Annotated in this window: 14 protein-coding genes; 10 read left to right on the top strand and 4 right to left on the bottom strand. The window is 74.6% G+C overall.

Annotated features, from left to right (window positions below; translation table 11 throughout):
• The first annotated feature begins 164 nt into the window (after positions 1 to 164).
• The 9 genes from ACFV18_RS01470 to ACFV18_RS01430 all read left to right on the top strand — a co-directional run bounded on the left by ACFV18_RS01470 (position 165) and on the right by ACFV18_RS01430 (position 19,213).
• Positions 165 to 1,325: a Kelch repeat-containing protein gene (locus ACFV18_RS01470; protein WP_380478136.1), complete on the top strand. Its 1,161-nt coding sequence runs from the start codon at positions 165 to 167 to the stop codon at positions 1,323 to 1,325.
• Entirely contained in the window at positions 1,322 to 4,549 is a 3,228-nt protein-coding gene (locus tag ACFV18_RS01465; RefSeq protein WP_380478135.1) for a hypothetical protein, read from the top strand. Before ACFV18_RS01470 ends, ACFV18_RS01465 begins: the two co-directional genes overlap by 4 nt.
• The gene (locus ACFV18_RS01460; protein WP_380478134.1) at positions 4,531 to 9,816 is read left to right on the top strand and encodes a hypothetical protein; all 5,286 of its coding nucleotides are present in this window, start codon (positions 4,531 to 4,533) and stop codon (positions 9,814 to 9,816) included. The genes ACFV18_RS01465 and ACFV18_RS01460 overlap by 19 nt, the downstream gene beginning before the upstream one ends.
• Positions 9,809 to 11,647 carry a hypothetical protein gene (locus ACFV18_RS01455; RefSeq protein WP_380478133.1) on the top strand — a complete coding sequence of 613 codons (1,839 nt, stop codon included), beginning with the start codon at positions 9,809 to 9,811 and terminating at the stop codon, positions 11,645 to 11,647. The genes ACFV18_RS01460 and ACFV18_RS01455 overlap by 8 nt, the downstream gene beginning before the upstream one ends.
• A 75-nt stretch (positions 11,648 to 11,722) precedes the next feature.
• Positions 11,723 to 14,437, top strand: a complete 2,715-nt coding sequence (locus tag ACFV18_RS01450; RefSeq protein WP_380478132.1) for an AAA family ATPase — start codon at positions 11,723 to 11,725, stop codon at positions 14,435 to 14,437.
• A 196-nt stretch (positions 14,438 to 14,633) separates the two neighbouring features.
• On the top strand, positions 14,634 to 16,235 hold the full coding sequence (locus tag ACFV18_RS01445; protein WP_380478131.1) for a tannase/feruloyl esterase family alpha/beta hydrolase: 1,602 nt from the start codon (positions 14,634 to 14,636) through the stop codon (positions 16,233 to 16,235).
• Between the two features lie 58 nt (positions 16,236 to 16,293).
• Complete coding sequence (locus ACFV18_RS01440; protein WP_380478130.1) at positions 16,294 to 17,451, top strand: hypothetical protein; 1,158 nt, start codon at positions 16,294 to 16,296, stop codon at positions 17,449 to 17,451.
• A gap of 11 nt (positions 17,452 to 17,462) precedes the next feature.
• On the top strand, positions 17,463 to 18,698 hold the full coding sequence (locus tag ACFV18_RS01435) for a biotin carboxylase (RefSeq protein ID WP_380478129.1): 1,236 nt from the start codon (positions 17,463 to 17,465) through the stop codon (positions 18,696 to 18,698).
• 155 nt (positions 18,699 to 18,853) lie between these two features.
• On the top strand, positions 18,854 to 19,213 hold the full coding sequence (locus ACFV18_RS01430) for a hypothetical protein (RefSeq protein WP_380478128.1): 360 nt from the start codon (positions 18,854 to 18,856) through the stop codon (positions 19,211 to 19,213).
• A gap of 73 nt (positions 19,214 to 19,286) precedes the next feature.
• Here the strand turns inward: ACFV18_RS01430 and ACFV18_RS01425 are convergent, their stop codons facing one another.
• Genes ACFV18_RS01425 through ACFV18_RS01410 form a run of 4 tightly spaced genes read right to left on the bottom strand, consistent with a single transcriptional unit; the run spans position 19,287 to position 21,952 of the window.
• Positions 19,287 to 19,469 carry a hypothetical protein gene (locus ACFV18_RS01425; RefSeq protein WP_380478127.1) on the bottom strand — a complete coding sequence of 61 codons (183 nt, stop codon included), beginning with the start codon at positions 19,467 to 19,469 and terminating at the stop codon, positions 19,287 to 19,289.
• Positions 19,466 to 20,509 (bottom strand): alpha/beta fold hydrolase, encoded by a 1,044-nt coding sequence (locus ACFV18_RS01420; protein ID WP_380478126.1) that lies wholly within the window; start codon positions 20,507 to 20,509, stop codon positions 19,466 to 19,468. Before ACFV18_RS01420 ends, ACFV18_RS01425 begins: the two co-directional genes overlap by 4 nt.
• A gap of 28 nt (positions 20,510 to 20,537) precedes the next feature.
• Complete coding sequence (locus tag ACFV18_RS01415) at positions 20,538 to 21,332, bottom strand: LuxR C-terminal-related transcriptional regulator (RefSeq protein WP_380478125.1); 795 nt, start codon at positions 21,330 to 21,332, stop codon at positions 20,538 to 20,540.
• Positions 21,333 to 21,346: 14 nt separating this feature from the next.
• Positions 21,347 to 21,952 carry a VOC family protein gene (locus ACFV18_RS01410; RefSeq protein ID WP_380478124.1) on the bottom strand — a complete coding sequence of 202 codons (606 nt, stop codon included), beginning with the start codon at positions 21,950 to 21,952 and terminating at the stop codon, positions 21,347 to 21,349.
• A 280-nt stretch (positions 21,953 to 22,232) separates the two neighbouring features.
• Here ACFV18_RS01410 and ACFV18_RS01405 point away from each other — a divergent pair, with 280 nt between their 5' ends.
• Positions 22,233 to 23,495: a BTAD domain-containing putative transcriptional regulator gene (locus ACFV18_RS01405; protein ID WP_380478123.1), complete on the top strand. Its 1,263-nt coding sequence runs from the start codon at positions 22,233 to 22,235 to the stop codon at positions 23,493 to 23,495.
• Positions 23,496 to 23,749 lie beyond the last annotated feature (254 nt).

Genomic DNA, 23,749 nt, shown 5'->3' with positions numbered 1-23,749 from the left:
GGCGGTCCGACTCGCTGGTGCCGCCGGAGCGTCGGTCGCCCGGTGCCGGAGGGTTCCGGTGCTTGCCGGCTACGTCTCGCCGCGGCGGAGGTTCTTCCACCATGACCGGTCCGGCTCGCTCCCCGGTGAACTCGCAAGTCCCCATGACGGAAGGTTCGACTCCCATGACCAGCACCATCGCGCCGGCCGCAGCGAAGTGGACCGCCGCCCATGATCTGACCGGGGCCACGGCCTGGTACGGGCAGCACGACAGGCCGGTCGTGCTCAAGGGGACCTCGAAGGTCCTGGTGGTGGGCGGCACCGATTCCGGTGGTGCCGCTCTCGGGCGGGCCGTCGCCTACGACCCGGCCGCCGACACCTGGACGGCGACCGCCACCCAGCCCTCGCCCCGGCGGCTGCACGCGGTGGTCGCGTTGGCCGACGGCAAGGTGCTGGTGTGCGGCGGTATCGGCGGTTCCACCGCGCCGGGGCTGGCCACGGCCGAGGTGTACGACCCGGCGGCCGACACCTGGAGCCCGGTCGGCAGCATGAGCCAGGCCCGCTGGGGGCACAGCGCGGTGCTGCTGCCGAGTGGCAAGGTGCTGGTTGCCGGGGGGAGCGCCGTGCGGTCCGGGAGCACCATCAAGGCGTTGCGGTCCGCAGAGCTGTACGACCCGGTGGCGGGGAGCTGGACGGCGGCCGGGGAGCTCACGGACGCCCGGTCCGGGCATGTCGCGGTGGTGCTCAAGGACGGCAAGGTGCTGGTGGTCGGTGGCGCCGCCGCCGTCGGGACGGGCCAGGATCCGGCGCTCGCCTTCTGCGAGTTGTACGACCCGGCCACGGGCACCTGGAGTCCGACCGGCAGCCTGCTGCGTCCGCGCGCGCTGCACCAGGCCACCGCGCTGTCCGACACCACGGTGCTGGTGACCGGCGGCCGCGCTCCGGGGGCCGGGGACGACGGCACCTTCGACCCGGTCAGCCGGCGGACGGCGGAGAAGTACGACCTCACCACCGGCAGTTGGACGGCCGCCAAGGACATGCCCGCCGGACGCGCCCAGCACCGCGCCGTCGCCGTCGGCACCGGCACCGTGCTGGTGATCGGCGGGACCGGCAGCGAGGCGGACGAGGCCGGGTACCGCAGCGTCGTCCAGTACGACGCGGCCACCGACAGCTGGACGGCCCAACCGGGCCTGCTCACCGGCCGGTGGGGGTTCGCCGCGGCGGTTCTGCCCGACAAGCGGGTGCTCGTCGCGGGCGGCGCCGCCCGTTCCGGACTGGCCGCCGCCGATCCGGCGGCCACCGAACTCACCGCCGCCACCGAGCTGTTCCAGGGGAGCGGCGCATGACCGCGAACGGTTACTCGTTCCTGCCGTGGCTGCGTTCCGGCCTGTCCACCCGGATCACCCAGGACCCGGGCGCCGCCGCCCGCGCCACCATCCCCGTCAAGCTGCTGCTGAGCGGCGAGGCGCTGGACGGCACCCCGCTCGGTCGGAGCGTCGAGCGGGCGGTGCAGCTCTACGGGCCCGGTGACGTGGTCGGTGTCGAGGCCCGGGCGGTCTCCCGGCGGGAGCCGCTGCCGGGCACCACCAACATCGAGCCCAACTACCTCGCGCACATCGAGTTCTACGACGAGGACTTCCCCTGGCGCTACAGCCCCGCGGTGGCCGACGGCTCCACCGACCGCCTCGCGCCCTGGCTGGCGCTCGTCGTGCTCGCTGCCCGGACCGACGCGACGGGCGCGCCCGCCGAGTTCGAGGAGGGCGGGGGCGGCACCCCGCTGCCGTTCGTCACCGTCAAGGACCCGAACGCCCTCCCGCCGCCCGACCAGCTCGGTGCCTGGGCGCACGTGCACGTCAACGGCTCGTTGGACGAGGCGGTGGCCCGGGAGCTCACTGGGCCCGGCGACCCGGTGCTCGGGGCGCTCGCCGGGATCCTGCGCACCGACCCGGACCGGGCCTGCTCGCGGCTGGTCTGCCCGCGCCACCTTCAGCACGACCGGGCGTACGAGGCGTTCCTGGTGCCCGCGTTCGAGACCGGGCGGCTCGCCGGGCTCGGCTTCGATCCGGGGCAGGCGCCGGGCGCGCTGTACTCCAGCTGGGGCCCGCACTACCCCGACCGCAAGGGCGAGGGCCAACTGCCCTACTACCTGCGCTGGTCGTTCACCACCGGTGCCACCGGTGACTTCGAGTACCTGGTCCGGCTGCTGAAGCCGCGCCGCCCCGACCCCGCGGTCGGCCGCCGCGACCTGGACGTGCACCGCTCGGCCGGGCCGGGCCTGCCGCCGATCACCACGCCGGCCGCGATCGGCGGGGTGCTGAAGCTCGGCGGCGCCCTCCAGGTGCCCGAGCAGCCCATCGACGACTGGGAGAACTGGGACAACTGGTACGACAAGCCGCCGCCCGCCGCGCCGTACCCGCACCCCTTCGAGCAGGCGCTGGCGAAGCTGGTCAACCTGGCCGAGGCGTACCAGTCCGCCACCCCGGCGGCCGTGCACGCCGCGCTGCCCGCCGACCAGGCCCGGTCGCTGTCGGCGGGCGTCGATCCGGTGATCACCCCGCCGCTGTACGGCCGCTGGCACGCGCTCACCAACCACCTGCTGATCGACGGCGCCGGGCAGCCGCTGCCCTCGCCCGCCAACCGCAACTGGGTGCACCGGCTCAACCTCGACCCGCGCCACCGGGTCGCCGCGAACTTCGGCACCAAGGTCGTCCAGGCGCGGCAGGACGAGTTCATGGACGCCGCGTGGGCCCAGATCGGCGACGTCCTGGCGGCCAACGCGAAGATCCGCGCCGCCCAGCTGGCCCGCGAGGTCGGGCACCGGCTCCAGGTCAAGCACCTGTCCCCGCCCGCCGCCCCGGCCGGTGCGGTGGCGCCGCCGCCCACCGGCAAGTACCTGACCCTGACCGCGCCCGCGCACCCCCGCGTCACCACCCCCGGGCCCGGGCCGGCCCTGCTCGCGGGGGCGGACCCCGGCGCCGAGCAGCTGGCCGTCGGCTTCCAGGTGGCGGCCAGCCGGGTCGCGGCCGCGCCGCTGTCCGCGACGATGCGGCGCCTCACCCGCCCCGGCGCCCGGCTGATGCGCTCGTTGACCTTCCCGCCCGACCAGCCCCCCGAGGCGCTGCTGCCCCGGATGGACGCCGACACCGGCGCCGTCACCGCCGCCGCGCCCAAGGTCAAACCGGCCGCCCTGGTCACCCCGGACCAGCTCGACCACGAACTGCACCCCGGCGTCGGCCTGTTGGCGGCGGCGGACCCGGTCGGCGCGCTGCCGCACAGCCCGGACTTCGTCCTCAAGGACCTCGGCGACCCCGTCCCGCCGACCACCGGCGGCACCATCGACAGCCCCGAGGCACAGCGGTTCAAGGACGCGCTGACCGAGCTCTACCAGGGCTGGGACGCGGCCACCGCCGTCGGGCAGGCCCCCGCCCGGGAACCGCTCGGTGTCGCCGGGACGACGGACACGGTGCTGCAGGGGCTGCGTGCGGACACCACCGTCCCCCGGTGCCTGCTCGGCTCGGTGGACGTGCCCGAGCGGCTGCGTCCGTTCGCCGAGGAGTTCATCGAGGCGATGGCCTACCCGGTGATCGACCTGCCGATGTACCGGTCGCTGCTCGACCTGTCGACGGACGTGTTCGCGCCCAACCTCGGCCTGATCCCGGCGAACTCGATCACCCTGCTGGCCAACAACCGCCGCTTCATCGAGTCCTTCCTGGTCGGCCTCAACCACGAGATGGCCCGGCTGATGCTGTGGCGCGAGTACCCGACCGACCAGCGCGGCACCCCGTTCCGCCAGTTCTGGGACCCGCGCGCCGCGCTCTCCCCGCCCGGCGAGAGCCCCGAGCAGCGCCGCGAGCGGCTCTACGACATCAAGCCGATCCACCGCTGGGGCCCCGCCGCGCTGCTCGGCGAGAACGACAACCGGCAGCTGCCCGGCACCGCGCAGAAGGACGACCTGGTGCTGGTGATCCGCGGCGAACTGCTGAAGAAGTACCCGAACACCGCCGTGTACGCGCACCGGGCGGCCTGGCCGCTGGACGACGCCGGAAACCCGATCACCACCGGGGAACGCATCCCCGCGCCGCTGCCCGACGAGGACCACCCGACGCCCGACCTGGTCCGGCTGCCGCTCTACGAGGCCAAGGTCGAACCCGACATCTACCTGCTGGGCTTCGACCTGGACGCCGCCGAGGCGCGCGGCAACCCGCCCGGCGACCCCGGCTGGTTCTTCGTCATCAAGGAACGCCCCGGCGAACCCCGCTTCGGCCTCAACGAACCCGAGCCCGGCCCGCCACCGCCGGTCGAACTGTGGAACGACCTCGGCTGGCAGCACGTGGACCCGGACCAGCTCGGCTTCGTCGAGTTCACCGACACCACGCACGTCCCGCTGGCACCCCTCGACCCCGCCGAGGAGGACCCGGACACCAAGCAGCAGCACACCGAGGACGCGGCACTGCCGCTGTGGTACTCGCGGCTGAGCTCGGCCGATATCGCCTACATCCTCTTCCGGGCGCCGATCATGGTCGCCATTCACGCACAGGAGATGCTCCCGGTATGGCCGACAACGCCCTGAGCGACGACTTCCCCGTCCTGCTCGGCCCGGTACGGATCGAGACCACGTTCACCGCCACCGAACTGCTGGTGCGCGTCTTCCCCGACGACTGGTCCGTCGACACCTTCGAACCCCGGCCCACCGAGGCCGAACTCGGCGCGCTCGACGCCTACTGGACGGCGCTGTGGCGCACCGGCGGCAACCCCGTCGGCGACCGCGCGGCCTGGCACGAACTGGTCGGCCGGATCGCCCCCGGGCGGGCCACCTGGCTGCTGAGCAACCACCGGCCGGCCAACCCCGGCGACCGGCCGATGCAAGTCCCCGCCGGCACCACCGTCCTCGTCGTCCTCACCACCACCGCGCTGCCCGCCGCCGACCGGCAACCGACGGCCGACTACTGGACGGCGGTCTGGCGCGCCCACGGCGACCGCCTGAAACTGCGGGCCGCCGACACCGCGCTGCTTGCCGCAGTCGGCCAGGCCAGGGCGGCGGTGATCCGCGCCCGCCGGCCCGCCGGGATCGAGGCCGCCCCGCTGGAGAGCGGTGACGCCGTCCTGGTGGCCTTCCCCGTGGTGCCCCGGCCGCCGGACACCGGCATCGCCCCGCAGTCCTGGACGGTCGCCGCCACGGCCGGCCTGCTGCCCGACCGGCTGCGGCTGCTCGGCTGGGCCGGCGGCACCAAGGTGCTCGACCTGGTCGGCAACCCCGTCCCGGCGAGCCTCGCGGTCAGCCCCGACCCGGGCTCCACCGACCCGCTGAAGGCCGACGAGACCACCGGCGTACTGACCGTCCCCGACGCACTGCGCTGGCTGACCGACTTCGACCGGGCCGTCACCGACGGCATGGGCTTCCGGATCCCGCTGACCGCCGACCTGGCCGGCGGCCTCGACCGGCTGGTGGTGCTGGGCCTGCGCGCCCAGTCCACCCCGGAGCAGTCCGCCGCCGACCTGACCGACCGGCTCACCCGGCAACTCCGCAGCCCCGCCGGGCTCGGCCTGCTGCCCCAGGGCACCCCCACCAACAACAGCGCCCAGGCACCCGCCGGCGTGGACCCCACCCAGCAGGCCGACGCCGGGCTGCGTTCCGCCACCGGGCTGCGCGCCGCCCCCGCCGGGGCGGACTGGACCACCCGCACCGACGGCCAGTGGTTCGCCGAACTGCTCGGCCTCGACCCCGCCGACCTCGCCGGAATGGCGGGCGCCGACACCACCGACCAGCGCGACGCCCGCGCCGCCGACACCGCCCTGTGGCCCGCGACCTGGGGCAACCACCTGCAGACCGTGCTGCACCCGGTGTTCGGCCGCGCCGTCGTCGAACAGACCCGGCAGTACTTCCTCGGCCACGTCTCCGGCCGCGGCCCCCTCCCCGCCGTGCAGATCGGCCGGCAGCCCTACGGGATCCTGCCCACCACCGCGTTCTCCCGGCTCGCCTGGCCGGACACCGACCCCGTCGCGCCCCACCGCCGCGGCCTGTACACCGTGCTCCAGGCCGCCGCCGCCGACTGGCAGGCCGCCACCGGCAAGGTCGCCCATCTCGGCGCCCAGGGCGCCGACGCCCACCAGCACCTGCTGGACATCCTCGCCGCGCACCCCACCTCCGCCGAGTACTACCAGCGGTACGCGCTGAGCGTCGAGGACGTCTTCAACCGGGAGAACCTCGGCGCCCTCGGCTCGACCGTCCTGCCCGCCCTGGAACGGCTCAACCAGCCCGGCCCGATCCGCGCCCTGCTGACCCGCTTCGGCCACCCCGACACCGGCAACGCCCAGGACCCCGACCTGACCCGCCGCCTGTTCGCCGACACCCAGCACCCGCTGCTCGCCCCGCCCGTCGACGACCGGCCGCTCTCCGAGACCGACCCGATCCGGCCCTACACCGCCGACGGCGCCAACTACCTCCAGTGGCTGGCCGCGCACGCCCGCACCGACCTGGAGACCATCCGCACCGAGGCCGGCTTCCCCGACGACGACCTGCCGTCCGCGCTGCTGTACCTGCTGGCCCGCCACGCGCTGCTGCTCGGCTGGGCCGACGCCGCCACCGAACTCGCCATCGCCGCCGGTATCGCCGGCCCCGCCGAACAGGCCGCCGCCGACCCGGCGTTCATCCACGTCAGGATCCCGGCGCCCGGCCAGAGCCTGCCCAGCGAGAGCCGGTTCCGGCGGCTCTACTCGCCCGCACCGGAGATCACCGGAGACCCCACCCGCCTGGTCGTCGACCACATCCCCCGCATCCTCGGCACCGCCCCCGCCACCGCCCGGCTCGCCGAACAGGCCGCCGCGCTCGACCTGCTGACCACCCTGCCCACCGCCCGGCTGGAACGCGTCCTGGCCGAACACCTGGACTGCGCCACCTACCGGCTCGACGCCTGGCGCCTCGGCCTCGCCAACGAGCGCCTCGCCCAACTGCGCTACGGCCCCGACGGCACCGCCCCCGCCACCCGCGGCCTCCACCTGGGCGTCTACGGCTGGCTGGAGGACGTCCGCCGCCGCGACACCAGCACCCTCACCGAGATCACCCTGACCGGGCCGCTCGCCCAGGTCTTCCAGGGCAGCGGGCCGCTGCTGCACGACGCCAGGAACGGCGGCCACCTGCACGCCCCGTCACCCGGCCACGCCCGCACCGCCGCCGTCCTGCGGGCCGGCTACCTCGCCAACGGCTCACCGCAGAACCCCGGCTCGTTCGCCGTGAACCTCAGCTCCGGGCGGGTCCGGATCGCCCTCGGCCTGCTGGACGGCATGCGCCAGGGGCAGTCCCTGGGCGCCCTGCTCGGCTACCGGCTGGAACGCGCCCTGCACGACGCCCACGAACAGGCCGAGGTCGACTTCCTGATCTCCGCGCTGCGCCTCGAGTTCCCGCTGCGGGCCGGGCGGATCGCCGACACCGTCCCCGGCCAGGCCGACCGGCCCGACCCGGCCACACCCCTCGCGATCGGCCAGATCGAAGCCCACAACGTCATCGACGGCCTCGCCCTGGTCCGCCTGCTCACCAGGGGCGACGCGCCGCAGACCTACCCCTTCGGCCTGGACGGCCTGCCCGCCGTGGACGCCACCCAGCAGGCCGTCGTCGACCGCTCCGTCCAGGACCTGCTCGACGTCCACGACGCGCTCTCCGACCTCGCGATCGCCGAAAGCACCCACCAGGCACTGCTCGGCAACCCCGAACGCGCCTCCGCCACCCTCGACGCGTACGCCAAGGAAGGACTGCCGCCGGAACCCGCCGTGGTCACCACCCCCCGCAGCGGCACCACCCTCACCCACCGCTTCGGCCTGCGCCTCACCCCCGGCCTCAAACCCGACACCGGCGCGCCGCCGCTGTCCCACAACACCCCGCGCGCCCAGGCCGAACCCGCCGTCAACGCCTGGCTGCCCGCACTGCTGCCGCCCGCCACCGGCGTCGTCGCCCGAGTCACCTGGACCGACCCGATCACCGGACAGCCCCGCAGCCGCACCCTCAGCCAGTTCGACCTCCACCTGCAACCCATCGACCTGCTCTGGGCGGTGCGCCCGGCGGGCGACAGCGCCATGACCGACCTCGACGACCGGATCACCGGCGCCGTCATCGCCCTCGACAACCCGCGGCCCGACGCCGCACTGACCATCCACTACACCGACCGGGTCGCCGGGAAGCTCACCTTCTTCGAACTCGCCCCGCTGATCGGCGTGCTGCGTCCGCTGCTGACCACCGCCCGGCCGCTGCGCCCCACCGACCTGATGCCCGCCGCCGGACCGGCCCCCGCCGACCGGGCCGCCGACGAGGCCGTCTCGCTGCCCCGCGAACGCCCCGCCGCCGTCCGGGCCTCCCTCGACGTGCTGCGCACGGACGTCGAGAGCTACCTCGCCACGCTGGCACCGCTCTACCCGGCGGGCGCCCCACCGCAGCGCGAGCAGATCCTCGCCACCGTCGACACCCTGCTCACCGGGTACGCCAACCTGGTCACCACCGCCGCCGGGTTCGGCATGGTCCGCAGCGGCTGGGGCGAACTCGCCATGTGGCGGCGCGGCGTCTTCACCGAGGTGCTGGCCGCCGTGGCCGACGCCGCGGACCGGATGACCAGGGCCCTGGCCCGGGCGGACGCGCTGCTCGCCGCCTACGACGCGCTGCCGCCTCCCACCTCCGCCGCCGAGCGGTTCCGGCTGCTGCAACAGGCGGAACGGCTGATCGCCACCACGCCCACCACGCCGCTGCCCGCGCTGCCCGCCGTCCTGCGCGGGATCATCACCGGACGGCGGCAGGCCTTCGCCAACAAGCTGGCCTCGCTCCGGGCCGAGGCCAGGACCGTCCGCACCACGCTCAGCGGCCTGCTCGCCGAAGTCGCCGGCAAGCTCCCGCTGACCGCCTTCGACCCGACCGACCTCAGCCTCCAGCCGTTCCAGGACCGGGTGGTGCTGTTCTGCCGCGACCTGCTGGACCGGGCGGGCGCGCTGCACACCGAGGTCCTCGCCCGGCTCGCGGGCGCGGACCGGGCGCTCGCCGCGTACGACGCGGCCGTCACCGGGCCGGACCAGGTCGCCGCCGCGATCGAGGCGCTCAAGGCGCTGATCGGCCAGGACGTCCTCGCCGTACCGGAGTTCACGCCCGGCCCGCAGCTCGCCGCCGACTGGAAGAACGCCCTCGCCGACAGCGGCACCCTCGTCCAGCACCTCACCCAGCCCCCGTTCGGACGGGACTTCCCGATCGACGACTGGGCGCACGGCATCGCCCGGGTCCGCGACAAGCCCCGGCTGTGGGAGCAGGCCGTCCTGCTGAGCGACGCCCTGCGCGGGCCCGGCGGCCTGCTCGGCAACCTGCTCCAGTCCGCCGAACCGCAACTGACGCCGATCCAGCTGCCCTACCGGCCGAACGACCACTGGCTGGCCATGGAGTTCGCCTCCGGCGCGGCCATCACCGAGGACAAGGTGCTGTTCACCGCCCACTACGCGCCCGCCCCGCCGATTCCCTCCAGCACCCAGGTCGGCCTGCTGTTCGACGAATGGACGGAGGTGATTCCCGCCGACCGCGAGACCACCGGGATCGCGCTGCACTACGACGGGCCGGACTCCCAGCCGCCGCAGGCCATGCTGCTGGTCGTGCCGCCGGTGCGCACCGGCACCTGGAACACCGACGACCTGATCGCCGCGATCGGCGAGACCCTCGACCTGGCGAAAGCCCGGGGCGTCGAACCCGAGCACCTCGACAACACCGCCTACGCCCAACTGCTGCCCGCCACCGTGATGTCCGCGACCCGGCAGCCGATCACCATCTCCACCGACCTCGCGACCGCCAACCAGCGCTGGAAGGCCGCCCATGCCTGAGCCCCGTATCGCCGACCTGCCCAAGGCGCTCGCCGGACGGTCGAACCCGGCCGTCGGGGTGTGGAACCGGCTGGAGGGACGGCCGCGCACCACCGACTTCCAGCGGGCGCTGCGGGCCGAAGTACGCGACCCGCTCTGGCTGTTGACCCGGCAGTGGCAGCTCGGCGAGTTCCGCGCCACCGACGGCGGCTCACCCGTCACCGCGACCTACTCGATCGCCGGCGCCCGGCCCAGCCGCTTCCGCCCCGCCGGCGGCGCCGCCGAGCCGCTGCCGCCGGACCGGCCGCTGGAGGCGCTCGCCGAGCGGCGCCCACCGGCGTTCGCGGCCGGAAGCGACCGGATCGCCTTCGACCTGAGGCTGGCGATCGGCCGGCGGTGGCTCAAACTGCTGGGCCGCGACCAGGTGCTGGCCGACATCGCCTTCGACTTCCGCGGCCAGTACGTCCGGCTGTACCCGATCGCGCTGCCCGACCCGACCACCGACACCGACGCGCCCCGGGTGTCCGACCCGGAGACCTGGGCCACCCTGCAGGCCGTCGCCGGACGCCGGATGGACGGCTACCAGCTCTACCGGCACATCAAGGACGGCGGCCACGCCTCCGACGGCATCAACGACATCCTGCACCTGCACTACCCCGCCCTCGACGCTCTCGGCAAGCGCCTGGTCGCCTGGTTCGACGACCTGATCGACCAGCCGAACGGCGACGCCAGTTGGGACCCGCGCCGCCTGGAACACCGCTTCTCGGTGGCCGGGACCGCCCCCGACGGCACCGAGAAGGTGCTCACCGCGCAGGAGTTCCCCGGCGGCGAACTCGACTGGCACGCCTTCTCGATCGACCCCGACCACCCCGTGGGCGGCGCCGAACCGCCGCTCCCGCCGATCAACCGCACCGTCTTCCCGGCGCCGCTGCGCTACGCGGGCATGCCGCTGCCGCGCTGGTGGGCGGTGGAGGACGGCGGCACCAACTTCGCCGCGGTGTCGCCGGACAGCACCGACCTGGCCCGGCTGATCTTCCTGGAGTTCGCGCTGGTCTACAGCAACAACTGGTTCCAGCTCCCGTGCGAACTGCCGGTCGGCACCCTGGCGTCGATCCAGGGCCTGGCGATCACCGACGTGTTCGGGCAGCGGCGGTGGATCACCCCGGCGGGCACCGGCCTGGACGAGGACTGGCAGCGCTGGTCGATGTACACCCTCGACACCATCGACGCCGGCCCCGGCACCGCCGCCGACACCAGCCTGCTCCTGCCCGCCAGTGTCCCGAAGGTCGCCGACGGCCCCGCGCTGGAGGAGGTGTCGCTGATCCGCGACGAGGCCGCCGACCTGGTCTGGGGCATCGAGCTGACCGTCCCGCGCCCCACCGGCCCGGGCCGCCGGGGCAGCGAGGTCGCCGCCGAGATCCGGGCCCACCACCTGCGCCTGCACCCGCCCGCCCCGCCGGACGCGCCGCTCGCGCCGATCGCCTACGAGGCGATGAACTCCGTCCCCGAGAACTGGATCCCGTTCATCCCCGTGCACGTCCCCGGTGACAACCGCACCGTCCAACTGCAACGCGCCGCGATGCCCGACGTGGTGGACGTCCTGCCGCCCGTCCAGCCCAGGACCTCGCTGCTGCGCGAGGGCCTGGACGCGGCGACGCCGCACGGGTACTTCGTCAACCAGGAGGAAGTCCCGCAGACCGGCACCCGGCTCTCAGTCGCCTACCACCGGACGCGGTGGCGCAGCGGCCGGGTGTGCGTGTGGCTCGGCGCCAAGCGCGGCGCGGGGCGGGGCGAGGGGGCGAGCGGGCTGGCGTTCGACCTGCTGGTGGACACTCCGGAGCCGCCGCACTGACGCCGGCCCGGCTTCCGGGCAGGGTTCGTAGGATGGGTGCAGTTCCTCCGGGAGGGGGTCTGCACCGGAGGGGACATGGCGGAACTGGGGAAGCGTCAACTGCTCGGACGGGAGCGGGAGTCGGCGGAGTGGGAGCGGCTGTTGCGCGAGGTGCGCGGCGGGCGCAGCCGGGTGCTGGTGCTGCGCGGGGAGGCGGGCGTCGGGAAGTCCGCGCTGCTGGATCAACTGGCGGCGCTGGCAGGTCAGTTGCAGGTGGTGCGGGCGGCCGGGGTGGAGGCCGAGGCGGAGTTCGCGTACTCGGCGCTGCAGCGGCTGTGCGCGCCGCTGCTGGACCGGCTGGAACGCCTGCCGCAGGTGCAGCAGGACGCGCTGCGGGTCGCGTTCGGGCTGAGCGGCGGGGCGGCGCCCGAGATGCTGCTGGTCGGGATGGCGGTGCTCGGGCTGTTCGCGGAGGCGGCGGCGGAGGTGCCGCTGGTGTGTCTGGTCGATGATGCGCAGTGGCTGGACCTGATGTCCCAGCGGATCCTGACGTTCGTCGGGCGGCGGCTGGACGCCGAGTCGGTGGCGCTGGTGTTCGCCGAGCGGGCCGCCGACGGGGCCGGGGACGAGGGCTTTGCCGGGCTGCCGGATCTGCTGCTGGGCGGGCTGGCCGACGCCGAGGCGCGGACCTTGCTCGACAGCGTGCTGCCCGGGCCGGTGGATGCCCGGGTGCGGGACCGGATCGTGGCCGAGACCGGCGGGAATCCGCTGGCGCTGCTGGAGTTGCCCCGGGGCCTGTCGGCCGCCGAGTTGGCGTTCGGCTTCGGCGAACCCGGGGCCGGGCCGCTGGCGACCCGGGTCGAGGACGGATTCCGGCGGCGGATCGAGGCACTGCCCGCCGACACCCGCGCCCTGCTGCTGGTCGCCGCGGTCGAACCGGTCGGCGACGGGCCGCTGCTGTGGGACGCGCTGCGCCGGATGGGTATCGGGCCGCAGGCGGCGGCGCCCGCCGGGGACCTGATCACCGTGGGGGCGGTGGTGCGCTTCCGGCACCCGCTGGTGCGCTCGGCCGTCCGGCGCGGCGCGGACGCCGCCACGCTGCGGGCGGCGCACCGGGCCCTGGCCGAGGCCACCGACGGCGGGCGCGACCCCGACCGGCAGGCCTGGCACCGGGCGCACGCCGCGCCCGGGCCGGACGAGGAGGTGGCCCACGGCCTGGAGTGCTCCGCCGACCGGGCGCTGGCGCGCGGCGGCCGGGCCGCCGCCGCCTCGTTCCTGGAGCGGGCCGCGGCGCTCACCCCCGACCCGAAGGGCCGGGCGCGGCGGGCGCTGGCGGCCGCGTCGGCGTACCTGGCCGCCGGTCTGACGGCCCGGGTGCCCGACCTGCTCGCCGCCGCCGAACTCGGGGCGCTGGACCCCTTGCAGCAGGCCGGCGTCCACCGGCTGCGGGCCAAGGCGTCGGACCTGACCGATCAGGGGCCCGGCGTGGTGCGGCCGCTGCTGGAGGCGGCCGAGCGGCTCGGCGGGCTCGACCCGGCCGCCGCGCGGGAGACCTGCCTCACGGCGTTCGGCGCGGCCGTCCGGGCCGGGCGGGCGGACGACTCGGCGCTGCGGCGGGTCAGCGAGGTGGCGCGGGCACTGCCGCCCGGCGGGGAGGCGGCCGGTGCCCTGCTGCGCGCCCTGGCCGGGTGGGCCACGGACGGGCCGGCCGCTGCCCGCCCGCTGCTGGCGCGGGCGCTGCGCGAGGTCACCGAGGCCGAGGACCCGGCCCTGCTGTGGGCGGCCGCGAACGCCGCCGCCGAACTGGGCGACCTCGGGGCCTGGCTGGACGTCACCGACCGGGCCGTGCGCTCCGCCCGGACGACGGGCACGCTGTCGACGCTCGCGGTGGCGCTGCCGTACCGGGCGGCCGCGCTGGGCTTCGCGGGGTGCTTCGAAGAGGCCCGCGAACTGCTGGCCGGGGCGAGCGCCGTCGAGAACGCGGCGGGCACGGCGACGCGCCTGGCCGTGACGGCCCTGCTCGGTGCGTACCAGGGCCGGGAACACCCGGCCCTGGCCGCGATCGGGGCGGCCGAACGGGAGGGCGAGCGGCGCGGCCTCGGACGGCTCACCGCGAGCGCGGCGTGGGCACGGGCGGTGCTGCACAACGGCCTGGGCGGCTACCCGCTCGCACTGGAGGCGGCGCTGCGGGGTGCGCGGTACCAGGACCTGGCCGTGCACCACTGGACGTGCGGGGAGCTCGTCGAGGCGGCCGTCCGGGTCGGCGACGCGGCCGCGGCGGCCGGGGCCCGGGAGCGGCTGGCCGACTGGGCCCGGGCCGGCACGCCGTGGGCGCTCGGCGCGCACGCCGTCGCCGAGGCCCTGGCCGGGGAGCCCGGGCAGGCCGAGGAGCGCTACCGCGAGGCCGTCGGGCACTTCGGCGCGGGCGGGCTCGGCGTGTTCGAGGCCCGGGCCCGGCTGCTGTTCGGCGAGTGGCTGCGCCGGCAGAACCGGCGGTCCCGGGCCCGCGACGAACTGCGGGCCGCGCACGAGGAGTTCGCGCGGACGGGCCTGGAGGCGTTCGCGGAACGGGCCCGGCGCGAGCTGCTGGCCACCGGCGAGACGGTGCGCAAGCGCACGGTCGGCGGGCCGGAACTCACCCCGCAGGAGGCGCGGATCGCCCGTCTCGCGGCCGGTGGGCACCCCAACGCGGAGATCGGCGCCCAGCTGTTCCTCAGCCCGCGGACGGTCGAGTGGCACCTGCGGAAGGTGTTCGGCAAGTTGGGGATCTCCAGCCGTCGCGAGCTCGACGGGGCCCTCGCCGCCCGCTGAGGGAGCATCAAGCGGGGTCGCGACAGCGACCGGAGGTCCGGCCGCCCCTCGTGACCCGTCAGGAGGAGCAGAGCGGGTGTCCGAGGTGTCCACGGGCCGCCCGGGCCCGCGGAAGTCTGCCGTCAGATGACTGATGTGCCCGAGTCGGTGGGTCGGTGACAGTGGTCGCGCGATTCCCGAGTTCGAGGAGAGAGACATGGACCGACGGCTTCTGAGGCTCGCCGCAGCAGGGTTCTCGCTGGCGGCGGCCGCGGCCGTCAACGTGCCGGCGAGCGCGGCTCCGGCCGCCTCCGGCCCCGCCCCGTTCACCTGCGGCCCGCTGCGGCCTGCGGCCCCGGAGGGTGTCGCCGTGGAGTCGGTGACGGCCACGGCCGTGCCGGCGGGCACGTTCCAGGTGCCCGGTTCCCCGCCGCTGGGCGGCGGGCAGGTCGAGGACGTCCCGGCGCACTGCGAGGTGACCGTCACGCTGACCCACCCGGGCGCCAACGACCGTGCCACGGTGCAGATCTGGCTGCCGGAGTCCGGGTGGAACGGGCGTTTCCAGGCGGTCGGCGGCGCCGCGTACGCCGCCGGGAGCATCGGCTCGGTGGCCGGGGCGGTCAAGCAGGGCTACGCGGCGGCGACCACCGACGCGGGCGTGGACACCAGTGGCCTGGACAGCAGTTGGGGCCTCAACCCCGAGGGCGAGGTCAACGCCGCGCTGCTGGAGAACTTCGCCTCGCGCTCCGTCCACGAGATGGCGGTCGTCGGCAAGCAGGTCGTCGACGGCGTGTACGGCCACACCGCGTTCCGCTCCTACTTCAACGGCTGCTCCACCGGCGGCCGCCAGGGCTACCTGGAGGCGCAGCGCCACCCCACCGACTTCGACGGCATCAATGCCGCCGCCCCCGCCATCAACTGGAACCAGTTCGAGGTGGCCACGCTGTGGCCGCAGGTGGTGATGAGCCAGCAGCACACGTACCCCACCACGTGCGAGTTCAACGCGTTCAACCAGGCCGCGCTGAAGGCCTGCGACAAGTTCGACGGCATCGCCGACGGGCTGATCAGCAACCCGAACCGCTGCGACTTCGACCCGCGCCGGCTGATCGGCACCAAGGTGGTGTGCGAGGGCAAGGAGTACACGATCAGCGCCGCCGACGCCGACGTGGTCCGCCGGATCTGGGACGGCCCGCGCTCCAGCGACGGCAAGCGGCTCTGGTACGGACTGCCGGTCGGCGCCGACTTCGGCCCCCTCGCCACCAGCACCACCACGGACGGCGTCACCACCGGCCGGCCGTTCATCGTCCCCGCCCAGTGGGTCGCCACGTTCGTGCAGAAGCAGCCCGGGTTCAGCTCGGCGAACCTGACGTACCCGCAGTTCGAGGAGATCTTCCGCAAGGCCCGCGCCGAGTACGACACCGTCATCGGCAGCCGGGACGCGGACCTCTCCGCGTTCCGCGACGCCGGCGGCAAGCTGCTCACCTGGCACGGCGACGCCGACCCGGTGATCCCCACCGCCGGCACGGTCGACTACCGCAAGCGCGTCGAGGCCAGGATGGGCGGCAGCGCGAAGGTCGACGGCTTCTACCGGCTCTTCCTGGCGCCCGGCGTCGCGCACTGCGCGCTGAACGGTGCGGACGACCTGGCAGCGCTGACCGCCTGGGTCGAGCGGGGGCAGGCCCCCGGCGTGCTGCACGCCACTCTGCCCACCGCCGACGGCCGGAACCTCGCCCGCGAGGTGTGCCGCTACCCGATGGTCTCCCGCTACGCCTACGGAGACCCGACCGCCGCGAGCAGCTTCCGCTGCGTCAAGCCCTGAGCTGAGCCGGGGCGGGTCGGCGGCCCGCCCCCGTTCCGGTTGCGGACAAGGAGTGGAAGTGGACAGCAACGATCTCTTCAACGGTTCCGCGGACTCCGGACCTCGTGCGCTCGTCCGGTCCTCCTCGCCGTTTCGCGACTACGTTCTGCACGACCTTCCAGGAGACCTGGCCGAGCTCGGGCGAGGCGGCCTGACGTACAGCCAACTCGCCTGCAAACAGCGGGAGATGGTGGCCGGTCTCGGGGCGCTCGGTGACGACCCGCGGGCGGCCCGGGTCACGCAGCTCGACCTGCTGTTCATGCGCGGTGGATTCGCTCCCGCCGGGCCGCGGGCCGCGCCCCGCGAGCTGACGGAGCTGATCTCCGCGCAGTGCGCGAGGTTCCCCTCGCTGGACCCGTACCTGAGCTACGAGCTGCTGATCGACGTGAACAGCGAGGAGTACGAACGCTGCGGCGACATCAGGGTGTTCTCGCAGGGCCGACTCGGCACCCTGGAACGGGACTTCTACCTCGGCCACTACCTCTCCGAGCCGTGGGCCAGGTCGGCCGCCTACGGCCTGCGCGCGCTGGTCACGGCGCCGGATGCCGTGAAGCCGGCGGCGGCCCTGGAGGACGCCGCGCGCTGCGTCGCGGAGTTCACCTCGCACATGGCGAGCTACCGCAGACTGTCCGGGGAAGCGTTCGGCCACTTCCGGCACTTCCACCTGGGCCACCCCGGCGGGCCGCGCGGAGCGAGCGGGGCGTTCATGCCCAGCGTCCAGCTGCTCGAACTGGTCCTGCAGCCCCCGACCGTGGACTACGGCAGCTACCTGGACCAGGCGATGTCCTACTTCCCGTCCTGGGCCCGGCCGGTCGTCGCCCAGTGGCGGAGCGCCTCCAGCCTGGGCGTGAACGTGTGGCAGGCGGTACGGGACGGCAGGCTGGTGCTCGACCAGGCCGGGACCGCCCGGCTGGTCCAACTCATCGACAGATTCGTGGACTTCCGCATGGTGCACCTGGGTATCACCCGGCGCATGGTGCCCGAGGCGTTCCCGGACCGGACCGGGCTGACCCGCCGGGCGATCGGCGCGCAGGCCGGGGAGAGCGACATCCTGCACGCCGATCACTCCGGCACCTCGGGGTTCGGCGTGCGGCAGGTGCTCACGAACGCCGTCCACCGGCTGCTCGCGCTGCGCCGGGAGGTTCTTTCGCTCACGGCAGTTCCGACCGATCAGTAGGAGGCAGAAGAATGTCCGCGTTCCGGGTGGCGGTGGTCGACGCGTTCGGGGCGGCCTACGGCCACATCGACGCCTTCGGGGCGGTGGGCGGCGAGGTCGTCCAGGTGCAGAGCACGCCCCAACTCCCCTTCGGGGTCGAGCCGGTGGATTCCTCGCGGTTCAGCGAGGTGCTGGTGCACGACGGCGAGGTGGACGCCCTGGCCGCGAAGCTGGAAGCGCTGAAGCCGCTCGCGGTGCTGGCGGGCCGGGAGACCGGGGTGGAACTCGCCGACGCGCTCTCCGAGAAGCTCCAACTGCCCACCAACGGCACGGAGTTGAGCGCGGCGCGGCGCGACAAGTACCTGCAGATCGAGACGCTCAGGGCCCGGGGCGTCCCCGTCATGCGGCAGCTCCGCACCGGGGACGAGCGCGAACTGCGCGCCTGGCACCAACAGTTGGGCGGGGTGGCGGTGGTCAAGCCGCTGCGCAGCTACTGGGGCGACGGCGTCACGTGCTGCGACACGCCGGAGGAGTCGGCCGCGGCGCTGCGCGGGCTCCGCAGCCGGGGAACGGTTCACGGCGAGCCGATCGAGGAGGTGGTGGCCCAGGAGTACCTGGTCGGCACCGAGTACATCCTGAACACCGTCGGCAGCGGGGGAATCCACCACCTGACCGACGCCTGGCGCACCGAGCGGATCACGGCCAACGGGGTACGGGACCTGGTCGTGGCCCAGGTGCTGCTGCGCTCCGACGAACCGCCGGTGGCCGAACTCGCCGCGTACGGACGCCAGGTACTCGACGCGCTCGGCATCCGGCACGGCGCCGCCCACCTGGAGATCAAGCTGACGCCGGACGGCCCGCGGCTGATCGAGGCGGGCGCCCGGATGTCCGGACTCCCGTACTACACCGCCCACGTGCTGGGCGAGGGCCAGCTGGAGTGGATCGTGGACGCCTGTGCCCGCCCGGAGCGGTTCCGGGCCCGGGCCGGCCGGGGCTACCGGCGGCGCCACGCGTTCGCCTGGGCCGCACTGGTCGCCCCGGCGGCCGGGCGGCTGGTCCGCTACCGGGCACTCGACCGGATCCGGGAGCTGGAGAGCTTCCGCGACCTCACCGTGCACGTCGAACCCGGCGACCCCATCACCCCGACCGTCTACGACCGGGGCTACCCGGCGACCCTGACGCTGGAGCACCCGGTGGACGCGGTGCTCCAGCGCGACCTCAACACGGTGCGGTACCTCGACGGAGCCGGGATGTACGAGATCGAGTGACGGGCCTCCGGGCCCGGAGGCCCGGCTCCGGGTCTGCCGATCGGGCTGATCGCCGAACCGGAGAAGCAGGGCTGGAGGCTCCGGGCGGAGTACCGGCCGATCCCTGCAGCAGCACCCTTCAGCAACACCCTCACACCCACGGAAAGGTGGTTCACATGTTCACACCCAAGGCAATGCTCCGCGGTTCGGCCGTCGCGGCGACCCTCCTCGCGGCCGTGATCGGCCTCGGTGCCGGATCGGCCCAGGCCGGTGGCTGGCCCCCGTTGCAGCCGGGCGCCCACCTCTACTTGGGCACCGGCGGGAGTGGCGCGGTGACCGTGGTCGACCTCGACGACTTCGGCACGTGCCACACGCTGGCGACGCCCGCCCGGTCGGTCCAGGTCGCCTCCGGCTCCGCGTCCGTGGTGCTGTACTCCGGCGCGGGCTGCACCGACGCCAACCCGTGGGCCACCGGCTCGCTGGCCCAGTCCGACCTGCCGCGGCCGGCGCTGAGCTACCGGGTGGTCCCCGCCTGATCCCCACTCCGATGCGCCGTCGGCGGCGTCCGTCCAGCGGCCACTTCGCGGTGACAGCTTGTCAGCGGGGGGCTCAGAGGCCCAGGTCGGCGGCCAGGCAGGAGAAGCGCACTGCCTGGCTGTCGGGGTCGAAGGCGGCCGCCGGGTTCGTCGGGGGGACGGGCCGCTCCTCGACCATGTCCGCGAAAGGGATCCGCTGCGGGAGGGCGCCGAACCGGATTCGGCGCAGCTCCGCGGCCTGCTCGGGGCCGGTCACCCGCGCACCGTCGTCAGGCGGTCGGCGTCCAGCACGGCCCGGGCGAAGGCCGCCGGGGCCTCCTGCGGGGCGTTGTGGCCGATGCCGGGGAGCACGCGGTGTTCGTACGCGCCGGTGAAGAACCTGCGGTAGGCGCTGCCGTCGGTGGAGGGCAGGAACGGGTCGAGGGCCGGGTCCAGGGTGATGGTCGGGACGGTGATCTCCGGGCGGGCGGCGAGGAGCTGTTCGTAGTGGTCGTAGCGGCGTTCGCCGTCGGCGAGGCCGAGGCGCCAGCGGTAGTTGTGGATCACGATGGCGGCGTAGTCGGGGTTGTCGAAGGACGCGGCCGTGCGTTCGAAGGTGGCGTCGTCGAAGTCCCAGGTGGGGGAGACCTCGTCCCACACCAGGCGGCACAGGTCGTGCCGGTTCTGCCGGGTCTCCATGGCGAGGCGGCCGCGGTCGGTGGCGAAGTAGTACTGGTACCACCAGGTGTGTTCGGCCTTCGGGGGCAGCGGGTTCTGCTGCGAGGGGACGTTGGTGATGAGGTAGCCGCTGACCGACACCAGGGCCTTGACCCGTTCCGGCCACAGCGCGGCGATGATGTCGGCGGTCCGCGAGCCCCAGTCGAAGCCGGCCAGGACCGCCCGGCGGATCTTCAGGGCGTCCATCAGGGCCAGGATGTCGAGGGCGATCGCGGACTGCTGCGCGTTGCGGGGTGTGGTCGGCGACCGGAAGGTGGTGGTGCCGTGGCCGCGCAGGTACGGCACGATCACCCGGTGGCCGGCGTCCGCGAGGAGCGGGGCGACGTCGATGAAGCTGTGGATGTCGTAGGGCCAGCCGTGCAGGCAGATGACCACCGGGCCGTGCTGCGGCCCGAGCTCGGCGTAGCCGATGTCGAGCACGCCGGCCCGGACGCGCTTCAGGTCGGTGAAGCCGGTGCGGGTGCCCGGCGTGCTGCTCGGGACGGTCGGGGCCGGTGCGGCGGCGTGCGCGCCGGACGGGAGGGCGGTGGCGCCCAGGCCGAGGCCGAGTGCCGTGGTGAAGATACGCCTGCTGATCATGTCTGGATGCCTTTCGGTGGCGGAGGTGTCATCCGGCGGCGCGGCTCAGTGCGTCGCGCAGTGCCGCCCGGCTGGTGACGCCCAGCTTGGGGAACACGCGGTACAGGTGCGAGCTGACGGTGCGCGGTGACAGGTGCATCCGCACGCCTATCTGCTTGTTCGTCAGGCCGCCGGCCGCCAGGTCGGCGACCCGGCGTTCCTGCCAGGTCAGCGCACCCGGTTCCGGGGCGCAGGCGCGGCGGGCCGCCCGGGCGGCGCGCAGTTCGTCCGGGGCCGGCGCGTCTTCGCCGGGGCGGGCGGTGAGCGACAGTTCGGGCAGGGCGGCGGCGTCGAAGCGGGACGGGAGGCCACTGCGGACCGCGACCAGCAACTGCACCGGGCGGCCCGCCAGGCGCCGGCCGACGAAGCCGCAGACGTCGGCGCTGGCCTCGTCCAGCCACTGCCCGTCGTCGAGGACCAGCAGCAGCGGCCGCTGTTCGGTGGCGAGCTCCAGCAGACGGAGGACGGCGATGCCGAGTGTCATGACGTTCGGCGGGCAGCTCCGGGGCCCGCCGAACACCGAGTCGAAGGTTTCCCGGGTCCGGTCGTCCAGCCGCGCGAGCTCGGCGAGCAGCGGGTGGAGCAGCTGGTGCAGGCCCGCCCAGGGCAGCGCGGACTCCACTTCGACGCCCGCCGCCCGGACGACAGTTCGGCCCTGCTGCTCCGCCAGCGCGGCGGCGTGCTGCAGCAGCGCGTTCCGGCCCGCCCCCGCCTCGCCGCGCAGCAGGAGGGCACCGCCCGATGCGGAGGTCACGAACGCCGTGAGTTCGGCCCGCTCGGCCATGCCGTTTCCTCCGTTCAGCTGTCGAGACCGGCCGCGCGGGCCATGTGCGCGGCGTACCACGCGGGCCAGTCGGCGTCCCGGTGGCCGAGTTCCTCCTCGTACCTGCCGTGGGCGGCCGCCGCGTCGCGGAGCGCCGATTCGAGTTCGGCGGCGGAGCGGTGCACCACCTGGCTGATCCGGCCGGGCCCGCGGGTGGTGACCTCCTGCAGGACGAAGAGGTTGCCGTCCGGGTCGGCGAACGAGGCGAAGGAACCGTACGAGCGCCGCTGCGGGTGCGGGCCGGCGACCCGCCCGGCGGTGCCCGCGTGGTGGAAGACGCCGCCCGCGTCGTGGAAGACCTCGCTGACCTCGACCCCGGCCGCCACCAGTTCGGCGCGGGCCGCGAGGACGTCGTCCACGACCAGGTGCACGCCGCGCTCGGAGCCGGGCGCCGCGTCGGTCACACCGCTGCCGATGATCAGCGAGGCGGCCGAGCCGGGCGGGGTGAGGTGCACGACCCGGAAGCCGCCGGGGCCGGAGTGGTCGACGTCCTCGCGGAACCCGATCCGCGTGTAGAACTCCTTGGCCCGGTCCACGTCCGAGACCGGGAGGACCAGAACCTCGATTTTGAATTCCGCCATCAGTCGGCTCCCTGTGCTGTGCGGGAAGCCGTCCTTCGGCCTCCACCGCAGACGATCCCGGGAACGCGGGCCCGTCGAGCCCGTGTCGAACCCTGGCCCGTACCCGGGCCCGGGTTCCCGGGTGCGGGTTGCTGGGCCTGGGTTCCCGGGTGCGGGTTGCTGGGCCTGGGTTCCCGGGTGCGGGTTGCCGGGCCTGGGTTCCCGGTGCGGGCCCAGGGGCGGCGCGGGGCAGAGCTATAACATGACGGAACGTCAACATGATCACTGCGGGGAGGGCGCGTTGGAGCTCCACTTCACCACCCTCGGCCCCCTGAAAGCCCGGCGCGCGGGCCAGGAGCTGCGCATCAACCGGGCCCGGGACCGGGCCGTGCTCGCCGTACTCCTCGCGCACGCCGGCCGGCCGGTGACAGTCGGTGAGATCATCGACGGGGTCTGGGGCGAGGAGGGGGACGAGGCGCCCGACCGGGCCGGGGCGCTCCCGGGCAACATGTACCGGCTGCGCAGCGCGCTGGGCGGCGACGGGAACCTGCTGCGGCACGTCGGCAAGGGATACTGCCTGGACGTCGATCCGGCACTCATCGACCGGACGGTCTTCCTGTCCGCGCTCGCCGACGCCGCCACCGCCCGCCTGAACTGGCAGCCGCAGCGCGCCCACGAGCTGCTGACCACCGCGCTCGGCCTCTGGCAGGGCCCGGCGGCCCTGGACGGCGTACCGGGCCCCTTCGCCGACCACGAGCGCCGGATGCTGGCCGGACGCCGGGAGGAGGCGCTGCGGGCACTTCGCGAAGCCGACCTGTCGGGGGCCGGGCCTTCTGCCGAGCTCAGGGCCGGGGCCGCCCGGCCGGTGCTGCGGCCCTTCCAACTTCCGCCCGATCCGGCCGACTTCACCGGAAGACTCGCCCAACTCGCCGTCATCGCCGAGCTGTTGACCGCATCGGGGCGGACGCAGTCGCAGGTCGTCACGGTCACCGGCCCGCCGGGAGCCGGGAAGAGCGCACTGGCGGTCCGCGCCGCCCACCTCGCGGGCCCCGACCACCCCGACGGGCAGCTGTACGCCGACCTGCACGGTGCGGAGGACGCCCCCGGCTACCTGGCGCCCTTCCTGCGCGCGCTGGGCGTCGAGGAACAGGCAGTACCGGCAAGCCTCGCCGAGCGCCGCGCCCTGTACCTCCGGCTGCTCGCCGACCGCCGGATCCTGGTCGTGCTGGACGGCGCCGCCGACGTCATGGGCATCCGGCCGCTGCTGCCCGAGACGCCCGGGAGCGCGGCGATCATCGTCCTCAACGGTCCGGCGGGACAGGGGAGTTCGATCGAGGTCCCGGTCGGGCCGCTGGCCCCGGACGAGGCGCTGGAGCTGCTCGGCCGGATGATCGGCCGCGAGCGCTCCGAACGTGAGCCGGAGGCCGCCCGCGCACTGGCCGCCGCCTGCGGCCACCTGCCCCGCGCGCTGCGGGACGCGGCCGATCGGCTGGTGCGCCGCCCTGCCTGGCCGATCTCCGCTGTGCTCCCCGCGACCGTGCCGGGGCTGTCGGCCGGGTCGTGAACGCCGCGCTGCCCGCGCGCTGGCCGTCGCCTGTGGTCAGCTGCGCCGCGTGTTGGGATGCGGCCGGCCGGTTGGTGCGACGCTCCGCGCGCTGCGGGATGCGGTTGATCGGCTGGTGCGCCGTCCTGCCTGGCCGATTTCCGCTGTGCTCCCCGCGCCCGTGCCGGGGCTGTCGGCCGGGTCGTGAACGCCGCGCTGCCCGCGCGCTGGCCGTCGCCTGTGGTCAGCTGCGCCGCGTGTTGGGATGCGGCCGT

Source organism: Kitasatospora sp. NPDC059673 (assembly GCF_042734215.1).
Classification (GTDB): Bacteria; Actinomycetota; Actinomycetes; order Streptomycetales; family Streptomycetaceae; genus Kitasatospora.
This window is presented reverse-complemented; position numbering and strand designations above follow the sequence as displayed.